This is a genomic window from Leucothrix mucor DSM 2157 (assembly GCF_000419525.1).
Classification (GTDB): Bacteria; Pseudomonadota; Gammaproteobacteria; order Thiotrichales; family Thiotrichaceae; genus Leucothrix; species Leucothrix mucor.
Genome location: NZ_ATTE01000001.1, coordinates 3,937,357 through 3,949,770 on the forward strand (window position 1 = coordinate 3,937,357; position 12,414 = coordinate 3,949,770).

Below are 12,414 nucleotides of genomic sequence, written 5' to 3' on the forward strand. Positions count from 1 at the left end.
AAAAATACCGGAGAATAAACCGGCCTCAAGTAAAGACTCAAGACCGGCTCATGCATTCAGGATTTATTTCTTAAAGCCCCGAACCAGATTGGTTCCGATCACCTTAAACCAAGTCACATGCGGTGGGCCTTCCCAGCCGCGCTTCACGCCAGCGACTAACAACGCCACTCGCTCTTGGTCTGAACCGCGCAGATAACCGATGACTTCAACATCCATAATCCCGCTCATTTTTTCGTACTTTTCACTGTGTACGGTTTTGCTGCCACGTTGAGCCGACTGCACAATCACCTGATATTCACTCACCATCGCAACATTGCCAAAATCTGGCTCCGCGCGCAGTTTCTTAGTGACGTTATATTCCAGTGAATCATCACCCTGACTGATCGGGCCAGCATACAAAGCGCTATTCTCTGCTTTGCTAATCTTGAACTTCGCTAGCTGCTCATTAATGGTTTTCTCATTCGCCATCCAATACGCTGCAAAACTTTGTGGACCTTGGTTCGACTCCGGCGCACTTTGGTAGTTATCTTTCCAAAGAATCTTATCCGTCACCAAGTCTTGAATGTAAACATTCAGAAAGTAACTACCAACCGCCTCATCAGGTGGCTCAATGGCATAAGCCAATTTTCCGTCAGATGACCAACCCAAAGGATAAAACACTGAATCTAAAATCGGTGCGCCACTGGGGCCTTCCAGCAAACCACTAAAGCGTGAATGCACCACATCGCTTAGGATCAACGGGCGTGGAATATCCATTGTAGGAACAGGCTGTCCGGGGACTAATGCTTCCTCAGCGACTTGGCCAGGTGCAGGAATGACATCGTCCTCTGCTGGCATAAGGGTAACGTCGGTGTCGCCATCGACGCCCGGAATTTTTAGCTCAACCGGTGGTAAACGGTCGGCACTCTCTTCAATAACGAGTGGTGCCTGGGCTTGTGTTTCACTTGAATCTGGCTCATCGCTACAGGCGGTTAGTAGCAATAAGGTCAGGCATGCGGCACTGATTTGGATCGATCTCATCAAACGCTCCTTGATATGATGGTTTTGCAGATTTTAACTGATCTATTGGGTAAGATTGTGCAAATTTGAAATAATTCTCCGAGCTAGGAAAAAAGTCTAATGACATATCAGGTAACGATTCAGCCGAGCGGACACCAATTTAATATTGAGGAAGGCGAGTCGATACTGGATGGCGCGTTAAAACATGGCATTTTATTCCCCTATGGCTGCCGTGGTGGCTCTTGTGGAACCTGCTTTGGCAAAGTGTTGGAAGGCAAGATTGAATTTCCGGATGGCTTGCCGCTGGGCTTGATGGAAAGCGAGCGCGAGGAGGGTAAAGCCTTATTTTGTGTCGCCGAGGCGCGCTCTGATCTGATTCTTGATGTGCGGGAAATTCGCAGTCGTGAAGAAATCCGAGTTAAAACGCTTCCAGCGAAAGTGATCTCACTCAAAAAGCTAGCGCCAGATGTTATGCAAATGCGCTTGGTATTGCCTGCAACCGAGCGCCTGATGTTTCGTGCCGGACAATATCTGGACTTTCTGCTACGCAATCGACGTCGTCGTTCATTCTCCATTGCCAATGCGCCGGTACATGATGAGTTTCTGGAGCTACACATTCGACATGTGCCTGATGGCGAGTTTACGGAAATGGTATTTTCGAAGCTTAAGGAAAACTCCTTAGTGCGGCTGGAAGCGCCCTTGGGAAATTTTTATGTGCGTGCAGAATCCAACCGACCATTGCTGATGATTGCAGGTGGTACTGGCTTTGCGCCCATCAAAGGCATGGTTGAGCAATTGCAGGCAGAGGGAGACACGCGCCCTATTCTGTTTTACTGGGGAGCGCTGGCTGAGCAGGACTTGTACATGCGAGAGCTGGCTGAGCGATGGGTAAAGCCGGGCGTGTTCAAATTTATTCCTGTGCTTTCAGCGGCTAAGCCTGGTGATCATTGGGCTGGCAGAACCGGTTATGTGCACGAAGCGGTCGCCAATGATATCCCTAACCTTGCGGCTTACGATGTGTATATGGCAGGCCCTCCGGCCATGATAGTGGCGGCGCGTAAGCAGTTTTTACAGCAAGGCTTGCCCAGCGAGCAGCTGTTTTCAGATTCCTTTGAGTACAGTCAGGACGACTGAAAGCAGGGCGCTTGCACTTATTGCAGGCGCTTACTTTGTGACAGCAGCTTTTCCAAAATCGGCGTGAGAATGGTCTCCATGGCCAGCGACATTTTATTGCCGGGCACGACAATCGTATTGCGGCGTGACATAAACGAATGCTCAATCATGCTCAGCAGAAACGGAAAGTCGATATTGTATTTGGATGGCGACTTAAAGCGGATTACTACTTTGCTCTCGTCCAGCGAGGGAATATCTCTGGACACAAAGGGATTTGAGGTATCCACCATGGGTACACGCTGAAAGTTGACGTCAGTTAATGAGAATTGCGGTGTGATGTAATGCACATAATCCGGCATTCGACGCAAAATCGTTTCAATCACCTGTTTTTCATCATAGCCGCGATGTGAGTGATCGCGATGGATCTTCTGAATCCATTCCAGGTTGACACTTGGCACGACGCCAATTCCCAAATCCACAAACTTCGAAGTGTCTACGCCTTGCGCTTCGTCAACTACATTGCCATGCAGACCTTCATATAGCAGTAAGTCAGAGCCTGTTGGTACATCTTCCCACGGCGTAAAATTGCCGGCATCTAATTCGAGGCCTAGTCGCTTGCTGTGTTCTCTAACGCGCAACTCATTATGTAGGTAGTAGCGACGGCGCGTTTCGCCGGTTTCGCCATATTGCCGATAGGTTTCTTGCAGCGCTTTAAAGTCATTGGCTTCGGGGCCGAAGTGACTGTAGTGGTTGTTGCCTTGCTGGGCTTCTTCAACAACGCGCTGTTTAAACTCTTCGCGAGTGACGCTGTGAAAGCTGTCGCCTTCAATAATGGCCGCCTTGATGCCTTCGCGGCGAAAGATGTTGATAAAGGCATCTCGCACATAAGTGGTTCCAGCACCAGACGAGCCGGTGACTGCAACAATGGGGTGTTTCGCTGACATGGTTGGGCTCTCCGGCGGGCTGACGCGGGTAGTCGAAGTAAGTGCTATTAGAACACTAAAGCAGACTACCGCAAAAGGGGAACATCTCACCAATACCTTGTTTTTCGGTATTTTTAGAGTAATAAATGAACACTTTACATGACTCAGTGCAAGACAAACTAACCCGAATGAGTGATAAAACTAATACTTAAATGTTTATTTCAGTCTGAACAAACTTGACAGAAGCGTTTATCCCCATTTTTGATAACTCTGTGGATAACTCTGTTGATACACTTTAGCTAACTGGGATAGACCCCTATAAAAGCCTGTTTTCGGGTATTTGACTGGTTTTTAGTATTTATTCATAAGTTTAATTTAAACAATCACTTATAAAAATAATTTGGCTAATTTTTAGTATCCAATCCGTTATTTTAGAAGATTATGAACAAAATATGAATGATGTGCATAACTGTGCAAGCTTCGGATTAGAGGTAACTTGCTGTAGTGTCTCGTTCAGTTTCGATTAAGCAGAAATTCAGCTAATTAACGCGTCGATCTGAGCCAATTAACCGGTTTAACACCGTTTAGACGAAAGGCGGTATTTAGAGCCACAACAAAGCTAAGCTATTGTTTGTGTTTGAAATATCTAATTCAACTGATTTATCCACGGCATCCTGTGGATAACTTTGTGGATGACTTTGATAAGTGTTTACTGGGCTTAGGGTTTTGTCGTTTGGCCGGATTTCTAACGTGTTCGTTTGAATTCTGGTAATTCTTATTAAATCAATGGCTTATAAATTTAAATGAACGTCTATTAATGTTTATCCACGCTATGTTAAAAAAATATTACAAAAAACAATACTTGTGAATAAGTCAATATGGTCTGTGTGAATGTTAAAACACTATATATTGTGTTTGTCCACTCATTGCGCACCGCACATTACCAGATCTTAAGCGCAGTGATGTGAGCCAGTTGCTAACATCATTCACACGTCGATGCCCTACTCTCTGATTCATACGAGGAAAGTTTGGTGTACAATGACCCGATTTATCCCCAGAGCGTCCAGATTCATGATTAAAGCAACACAAGATCAACCTAAAAATAACCGCGTAGGCATGATAAGTCTGGGGTGCCCTAAGGCTCTGGTGGATTCGGAGCGGATTCTGACACAGTTGCGCACCGAAGGGTACGAAATTAGCCCTGATTATGACGGCGCAGATGTCGTTATTGTAAATACCTGTGGTTTTATCGATGCAGCGGTTGAAGAATCACTGGATGCGATCGGTGAAGCCCTGCAAGAAAACGGTAAAGTCATCGTGACTGGCTGCTTAGGTGCAGACTCTCAAAAAGTATTGGATGCGCATCCTGGTGTTTTGGCAGTGAGTGGCCCTCATGCTTATGAAGAAGTAATGACTGCTGTTCGTTCCACCATTAAACCACCACAAAATCATAATCCGTTTATTGATCTGGTTCCGCCGCAAGGTATCAAGCTGACACCTCGTCATTATGCTTACCTGAAAATTTCTGAAGGCTGTAACCACCGCTGTTCTTTCTGCATTATCCCTTCAATGCGCGGGGATTTAGTCACCCGTCCGGTGGGCGATGTAATGCAAGAAGCTGAGAATCTGGTTAAGGCCGGTGTTAAAGAATTGTTAGTGGTGTCACAAGATACCAGTGCTTATGGTGTTGATGTGAAATATCAGACGGGCTTCTACAATGGCCGTCCGATGAAATCCCACATTCAGCAGTTGTCTGAAGCATTGGGTGAGTTGGGTGTTTGGGTGCGCTTACATTATGTATACCCTTACCCACACGTTGATAAGCTGATTCCATTAATGGCTGAAGGCAAAATTTTGCCGTACTTGGATATTCCATTCCAGCATGCCAGCCCACGTATTCTGAAAGATATGCGTCGCCCGGCTCACGCTGAGAAAGTATTGGATCGTTTACGCGTATGGCGTGAGATCTGCCCGGATATTACGGTGCGCAGTACCTTTATCACGGGATTCCCCGGCGAGACAGAAGAAGATTTCCAGATGTTGTTGGACTTCATTCAGGAAGCCAAGCTGAGCCGTGTTGGTTGCTTTACGTACTCTCCAGTGGATGGCGCGACAGCCAATGATTTACCGAATCATGTTCCGGAAGACGTCAAACAAGATCGTCTGGAGCGCTTTATGGAAGTGCAGGCTGAAATCAGTGCCAGTATTTTGTCATCACGAGTAGGCCAGCGTATGACGGTACTCACGGATGACGTTGGGGAAGATCTGACGATTGCCCGCAGTAAGATGGATGCACCGGAAATTGATGGCGTGGTTCACATTGAAGGCGAAATGTTGGAACCGGGCCAGTTTGTCGAAGTCGATATTACACATGCCGATGAGCATGACTTGTGGGGCACGCTAGTAGAGTAGTGCTTCATTGAAAATTTGCACTATACTGTGCGTATCTGTATTGAAAATCATCAAAAAATAGATAGGATTATTACATGAAAAAGACGCTGATTGCCGCCGCGCTGAGTTTATCAATGACTGCAGGTTTAGTGCAGGCTGAAGACTTAAAGCTGACCAATGATGATGACCGCCTAAGCTATAGTTTGGGTATGTTGATTGGTGACCGCATTCTTAAGCAATACTCTGAAAACATTAACTATTTTGTATTGTTGGAAGGTATCCGTGCTCAACATAAAGGCGAAACCACTGTCTTGACGATGGATGAAGCACATCAAGCCATGCAGCAGAGCGAAGACCGTGCTTTAGCCGCTTCTTCCTCGAAAGCAAAAGAAGCCGGTGCAGCTTACTTGGCTGAAAATAAAAAGCGTGAAGGCGTTAAAGAAACTGACAGCGGCATCCAGTACGAAGTATTGACTGCGGCAGAAGGTGATAAGCCTGTTGCGACTGATCAGGTTAAAGTACATTACAAAGGCAGTTTGCTGGATGGCACTGTGTTTGACAGCTCATATGACCGTGGTGAGCCAGCGCAGTTTGGTTTGAATCAAGTGATTCCAGGCTGGACTGAAGGTGTGCAATTAATGAGCGTTGGTAGTAAATATCGCTTTGTGATTCCTTCTGAACTGGCTTATGGTGATCAGGGCGCAGGTGGCAATATCGGACCAGGCGAGACACTGATTTTTGAAGTGGAGCTGCTGGATATCGTAAAACCAGACGCGGATAAATAAACAACGGAGGCAGCCATGCAACGGCTCGAGGCAAAATCATCTTCAGCACAGCGCGCGAATGAGTTAGTGGTTCGTTTGCAGCAACAACTTGTTGCTCGAATGGAAGCAATTAGTCAGGCAGCGGGCACTAACAGTGCTTTCGAGCCAGTGGAATGGTTTCGCAACGAGGGCCGGCATGGCGGCGGAATGCGATATGTCGCCAATGATGCGGCGGTGTTTAACCGTGGCTCAGTGAATGTATCGCAAATCCAGTACGATGATGATCCGGCAAAGTCACTGGCTTCGGCCACGGCTTTGTCGAGTATCATTCATCCGCAAAACCCGCTGGCACCTTCCATGCATTTGCATGTGAGCTGGACTGAAATGAAGTCTGGCGAAGGCTATTGGCGAATCATGGCGGATTTAAACCCTGCCATTGAAGATCCGATTGCCACGGCGCGCTTTAAACAAGTCCTGCACGATGCCGCACCGCATCAGTTAGATGAAGCCTGTGCGCAGGGCGATCGTTATTTCTTTATTCCAGCCTTGCAGCGCCATCGCGGTGTTTGTCATTTCTATCTGGAAAACTATGCAACCGATGATGCTGAAGCAGATTTTGCTTTAGCCGAGCAAGTCATTAGCAAAGTGATTGATGGCTATGCGGATATACTGGAAGCGGCGATTAATAACAATCCGGTTCCTAAAGAAGCGGATTACCGTAAGCAGTTGGAATACCACACTTTATACTTCCTGCAAGTATTGACCTTAGACCGTGGAACGACCTCTGGATTGCTGATTCATGATCAAAATGATATCGGTATTTTGGGCTCATTACCGGCGCGTATTGATAAGGCACTGCTGGCATCATGGCGCAATAAAATGCCATCGCCGCAAGATGCATTGTTGGATCGCTTGCTGAAGTTTACGCCGGAGCCAGAAGGTGAGTTGGGTGCGAGTAAAATTGATAGCTTTGTAAAAGAGTCATTGGCTATTGAAATGCGCGAACACTACCGGAAACATCCCGCTGCGCTGGACTTACAAGCAACGGCAAATGTTATTCCGCCAACTGTGGCTAATCACAGCTAACAGCGTTTAAATCTATTTAATTGTGCTTAATTGAATGGATTGTCAGAGATAATGTTAACCCTGAACCAGCTTCAGGGTTATTTCAAAGCGGACGCCCCGTTCGCTTTCCAGTAGTCGGATAGACCCCTTCCAGGTTTGTAGTAAAGACTGCACGATTCCCAATCCTAAGCCCGTACCACCTTGCTCACGTTGCGTGGTAAAAAATGGTGTGAACACCTTGTCCTGATTGGCTTTTGAAATACCTCTGCCATTGTCTTGCACGATAATGCGGCAGACTGATTGATCGGTTTCCCAGCTGATATCCACCTGATTAGCGCCATGTTGCAGGCTGTTCTCAAATAGGTTTCCTAAAACCGTTTCTAAGGCCACTGGTGCGATGTTTAGGCATGGCCCGACTGATGATGTCTGTTTCTCTGAAATGGCCTGTGTGCTTGATTTGATGACGAGTGAGCGCTCGATATAACGCGACCGTAGCATGATGAGTATCGGGTACAGCCGTGTGCCTTCCGCAGAGGGTTGCAAGGCATCTGCCCTCGCCTGCTCTAATAAGCGACTGACGAGTCGGCGTAAGCGCTGGGTATCTTCATATAAATTGTTTAAAAAAAGCTTCCGCTGTTCGGGGGGCATGTCATCCGCATGTTCCTGTAGTAATTCCAGCGCCCCTTGCATGGCGGTTAACGGTGTTTTGAATTCGTGCGAGACATGTGAGGCAAAGCGGTCAATATAGAGCGAGCGCTCATGCAGCGCTTCGGACATTTCAGCAAAGCTTTGTGAGAGTTGTGCCAGCTCATACGTACCGGGCTGCTTTAACACCGCAATGGTATTGCGCTCGCCACGGGCAATATGTTGTGTTTGCTCAATCAGCTCACGAATCGGTCGTGACAAGCGCGAGGAAATAAATAACACCAGTAAGCCGGTCACAAATAGCAGCAACAAGCCCAGCAGTGTGAGTTTGCCGCGAATCTGATACATGTGCTTGAGGATATTTTGTGGTGTGCGTGAGAGGTAAATCACGCCCAGTATTTCACCTTGCTCAATCACTGGAAAAGCGGTGAATACCCGAATGCCCGTGCCGCGACTGATCGAGGCGAGCGGCGGCGGAGGCTCATCTGAAACCCGCTCACGAATCACTGCACGGTAGTTTCCGGATAAGGCATTACGTACTTCCAGCACATGGCTTAAGGATTGGCCGACTTCTGCGCGTCCTGCAATCACAATGCCTTTAGCATCCAGCACTCTCATACCCGCCAAGGTATAACGCTGGGTGTTTAATAGGATATTTTGCATGCGCAAGCCAACTTGCCAGTCTTTCGCGGCAATCGCTTGTTGTGTGGCTCTGGCGATATCGCGCCGTGGTAATACAGTTTGGGTGGAAAGCTCTAGTATTGGATTAATCGGTGTGTAGAAGTCCTGATTATATTGGCGTTGGGAGTGTGTTAGTAGAGCGCTTGGTTCTCGCCTCAATTCACGGAAAATAGCCGCCAGTGCCGCAGATTGGTCGATTAATTGCGCTTCGGTGCGCCGGACTAATTCATTCTCATAAAAACGAAACAGATACACGCTGGCAACCGGCAGTAGTAACACCGACAGCATCACCACTAATAAAATAGTACGTAAACGAAATAGTCGCCGGCTGCTAGGTTTGGCGTTTATTCGCATGACGCAAGCTTGTAGCCGACACTGTGCAAGGTTTCGATAATGCTCTCGCAACCGGCGGCATTAAATTTGCTGCGAATATGTCGGATATGGCTGTCGATCGTGCGGTCGCTCACATGGATATTAAACTGGTACGCGCCACTCATAATGCTGTCGCGACTAAACACCTTGTTAGGATGGCGCATAAATTGTTCCAGAATCGCAAATTCGGTCGCAGTGAGGCTGATTGGCTTGTCCTGCCAGCTCACCGCATGTTGTTCGGTATCCAGTTGTACTTGGCCGTGGTTTAAACAGTGCGCTTGTGTCGTTGGTGCTTGCGGGGCTGCAGTTTGAGTGCGTTTTAAAATGGCATTGATACGCGCCACCAATTCACGGGGGCTAAAGGGCTTGGTCACATAATCATCGCCACCAATCTCAAGGCCTAAAATGCGGTCAATCTCATCATCACGGGATGATAAAAACAAAATTGGCACATCGGAGGTTTTGCGAATTTCACGGCAACAAGCCAGCCCATCCATCTCTGGCATATTGATATCCAGCACAATGAGGTCGCAGTCCGTTTGCGGGAATATATCCACCGCTTGCTGGCCATTTTCAGCATTAACTACCTGCATTCCCGCTTTTTCCAGTGCGAAACGAATGACTTCACGAATGTGTGAGTCATCATCGACCACCAGAATTGTTTTATCCGTCATTGGGGTGCTCCAGTTAAGAATTTTCCGGGGTCTAAAAAGAAGGTTCGCTTCCACGGTGCAACGTAGCGATTATCGTAGGTCCAAACGCGTGGGAAAGCACTGCGAATGGTGTAGTGCAGATGTGGTGACTTTCCCTGTGCATTGCCACTGGTGCCGACAGAGCCGATTTGTTCACCCGCTGATACCGGCGTAAAGGCAGAGACATTCACGCTTTCAAGGTGCGCGTAATAGTGGAAACGCCAGTTAGCGCCGAGCATGTAAACGACATTGCCGCCAATGCCATAATAACCGCTGTAGAGCACTATGGCATCGGTGGTGGCATAAACGGGTGTACTGCGCCTGGCGAAAATATCAATCCCTTTATGCATGCCTGAAACGCCCCAAGGGCTGTACCAAAATGATTGTGGATTCCAGTCGCGTTCGGTCGCGCCGGATACCGGCATAACGCGCTGCTCATTGGGCAAAAAGCCCAGCAGAAATATTAGGATGGCGAATAGGATTAAAGCTCTCATGGGTCTGATTGTCCTTGATTGGGACAAAAAGACAACCGGAGGGCTTTGTTAATTCAGCGTATTTAATTTGCAGGTTTTGTGCAGACAGCGGCCCGTAAGCCGCTGCTGTACGCTTACTTTGCAGAGCTGATGGGCTGGGAGAGCAAATTGGATTGCTTGGAAGATGAGTCATAAAACTCAACCCGGTTACGGCCATTATGCTTAGCACGGTAGAGTGCCTGATCCGCATGCTCAACAATGATTCGCTCGCAATTGGCGTCAGCACAGGAGGCAACCCCTAAGCTGATCGTAATCGGACTACCTAGGCCAAAGTCAGTTTCTGCGACTAAGAGTCTAAGCTTGTCAGCCTGTTTGGTGGCATTTTCAAGCGAGGTATTGGGGAATAAAATCAAAAACTCTTCACCACCCCAGCGGCCTAGAATGTCCGTTTTTCGGATATGACTGAGCAGTAGTTTGGAGACTTTAATCAGGACGTTATCACCCACTTGGTGGCCAAAATTGTCGTTGACCAGTTTGAATTTATCGATATCCAGCAGGGTGACTGACATCGGGTTTTTATCCCGTTTGGCACGCGCCAGCTCGTAGCCTAGTACTTCGTCTAGTTTCAGGCGGTTATAGACCTGGGTTAATTGATCGGTGATTGCTAAGCGTTCCAGCTGTTTGTTTTTATGCTTCATTTCCCGATTCATGCCGCGGTACTTATCTTTGGCAATTTGGATTTCAACATTCAGATCCAGCAGGTCATCCAGCTCTTTGATATTCACATGCATGCTATCCAGTTCTTTATGATCGCTCTTGTTAAAGCGAGAAATGTACTGGGAGATCTTATTAATCGGTCGGGTAATACGATTCGACAGCTCTTTAGAAGCAATCAGCAAGTAGATAAAGAACACCACGTAAAAGTTGAGAATTAGCAGCACCAGCAGTAGGCCTAAGTCGGTGTACTCTTGTTGCTGTTGGTAAATGGGTGCGTAAACATTGTCCAGTGGCGTGAGCACCATCAGGCGCCAGCCCGTCTCATTAATGGTTTGCTGTGTGGCCAGAAACTTTTTACCGTTGATTACAAACTCGCTGGATTTCTGTTCGCCCTTAAATAGCTTGGCAAAATTAGGAGCAAACGAGTCTTTCGCCTCGAATATATTGTAGTGCTTTCGTTCGTTAGAGGCGTCTGATGATTCTTGCTGTGCAATATTGGAATCCTTATCCGATACCAAAATGTTCTTGAACGCATCAGACATCGCCAGGACGGTTCCCTTGTCATCCAGCACAAAAGGACCACTTTCCCATGGCAGCTCTTTGGACATAATCTGCTGAGTGAAGCTTTTGATCGTAATATCTAAGCCAGTCACACCTTCCAGAAAGTCACCATTGTAGATCGGAACAATGGCCGAGGTGATCCATCCACTGCCGGCAGGATCAAAGTATGCACTAGTCCAGACAGGCTTGCGGCTGGGGTTATGTTCTGCATCTGCTTCCAGATAAAAAGGCGCATCATCAATCCGTAAAGTCGGTTCAAAGGCCTCGTAAACATTGTCTATGAATGGGTAAAAGCGGCTGAAACTATCCCAGGAGTTGAAATAGGCGCTGGTAATACTGGGGTTGTTGTCGGAGATACTGGCAAAGCTGCTATCCATCGCCTCTGTCAGGCGAATACGATTAATCACCGAGGGAGTTACTTTGGTCCCCCTCGAAACGAAAATGCTAGAGCCTTGCTGGTTCGTCTTATAGGTGACGCCATTGTGAGCGACCGTTAAAGCCGGTGCATCAATATTAGGTAGTAGTCGATCGGCATGTTGGAACAAGTCTTGTTGTTCTTTTTGTAGCTGTAGGGCGTCGCGGTTAACTTCTTTAAGCTGGTGTCCCAAATTTCGCGCTTCGGCGAAGGACAGATTTTCGAGGCTTTCTTTAGCATTTGTATACAAAATGTCCAAACTTTTTTCTGTCGTGTAATAAATGCTAGTGAAGTAAAGAACGATAAGCAGCACCTCTACACCTAGGATAGGAATAAGGGACGCCTTTAGAAATTGTTTGTAAACGACTGACTTCAACGAGTTGCGCTTAGAGCCGCTTTTATCCATATTGGTACTTTTATTATTCATGCCACCAAAAACCCACATCGATTCGGCACATTGATCATCCAAGGTTAATTTGGAACTGATTTTGACGCAGAGTTAATGCTAATCCCCACCGTCGTCAACATTACCATATTTTTTATAATTGCGATCATTATGTGTTATGGAATGTAATTATTGACTGAACAAATTCGGCCGCCCGC

10 protein-coding genes are annotated in these 12,414 nt (G+C 47.2%); 4 read left to right on the forward strand and 6 right to left on the reverse strand.

All coding sequences use genetic code 11. The features are described 5' to 3' along the window. Window positions 1-63: 63 nt before the first annotated feature. On the reverse strand, window positions 64-1,020 hold the full coding sequence (locus tag LEUMU_RS0117935; protein WP_022953681.1) for a hypothetical protein: 957 nt from the start codon (window positions 1,018-1,020) through the stop codon (window positions 64-66). A gap of 99 nt (window positions 1,021-1,119) precedes the next feature. On the opposite strand from LEUMU_RS0117935, the gene LEUMU_RS0117940 reads away from it, so the two are divergent. Beyond that, on the forward strand, window positions 1,120-2,133 hold the full coding sequence (locus LEUMU_RS0117940; RefSeq protein ID WP_022953682.1) for a CDP-6-deoxy-delta-3,4-glucoseen reductase: 1,014 nt from the start codon (window positions 1,120-1,122) through the stop codon (window positions 2,131-2,133). 17 nt (window positions 2,134-2,150) lie between these two features. On the opposite strand, the gene LEUMU_RS0117945 is transcribed toward LEUMU_RS0117940, so the two are convergent. Continuing rightward, entirely contained in the window at window positions 2,151-3,056 is a 906-nt protein-coding gene (locus LEUMU_RS0117945) for a phosphoribulokinase (RefSeq protein ID WP_022953683.1), read from the reverse strand. A 1,050-nt stretch (window positions 3,057-4,106) separates the two neighbouring features. Here LEUMU_RS0117945 and rimO point away from each other — a divergent pair. From rimO to LEUMU_RS0117960, 3 genes are all read left to right on the forward strand, one after another. Then, a complete protein-coding gene (rimO, locus tag LEUMU_RS0117950) occupies window positions 4,107-5,447 on the forward strand; it encodes a 30S ribosomal protein S12 methylthiotransferase RimO (RefSeq protein ID WP_022953684.1) in 1,341 nt (446 codons plus the stop codon). 74 nt (window positions 5,448-5,521) lie between these two features. Further along, a complete protein-coding gene (gene bamJ, locus LEUMU_RS29330; RefSeq protein ID WP_022953685.1) occupies window positions 5,522-6,211 on the forward strand; it encodes a BamJ family beta-barrel-assembly machinery protein in 690 nt (229 codons plus the stop codon). 15 nt (window positions 6,212-6,226) lie between these two features. Further along, on the forward strand, window positions 6,227-7,276 hold the full coding sequence (locus LEUMU_RS0117960) for a coproporphyrinogen III oxidase (protein WP_022953686.1): 1,050 nt from the start codon (window positions 6,227-6,229) through the stop codon (window positions 7,274-7,276). Window positions 7,277-7,330: 54 nt separating this feature from the next. Here the strand turns inward: LEUMU_RS0117960 and LEUMU_RS0117965 are convergent, their stop codons facing one another. The 4 genes from LEUMU_RS0117965 to LEUMU_RS0117980 form a co-directional block, all read right to left on the reverse strand. Then, window positions 7,331-8,935 (reverse strand): sensor histidine kinase, encoded by a 1,605-nt coding sequence (locus LEUMU_RS0117965; protein ID WP_026744897.1) that lies wholly within the window; start codon window positions 8,933-8,935, stop codon window positions 7,331-7,333. Further along, window positions 8,926-9,627: a response regulator transcription factor gene (locus LEUMU_RS0117970; RefSeq protein ID WP_022953688.1), complete on the reverse strand. Its 702-nt coding sequence runs from the start codon at window positions 9,625-9,627 to the stop codon at window positions 8,926-8,928. Before LEUMU_RS0117970 ends, LEUMU_RS0117965 begins: the two co-directional genes overlap by 10 nt. Beyond that, window positions 9,624-10,139, reverse strand: coding sequence for a M23 family metallopeptidase (locus tag LEUMU_RS0117975; RefSeq protein WP_022953689.1), 516 nt, complete (start codon window positions 10,137-10,139; stop codon window positions 9,624-9,626). Before LEUMU_RS0117975 ends, LEUMU_RS0117970 begins: the two co-directional genes overlap by 4 nt. A gap of 113 nt (window positions 10,140-10,252) precedes the next feature. Continuing rightward, a complete protein-coding gene (locus tag LEUMU_RS0117980) occupies window positions 10,253-12,238 on the reverse strand; it encodes a sensor domain-containing diguanylate cyclase (RefSeq protein WP_169446455.1) in 1,986 nt (661 codons plus the stop codon). Window positions 12,239-12,414: the final 176 nt, after the last annotated feature.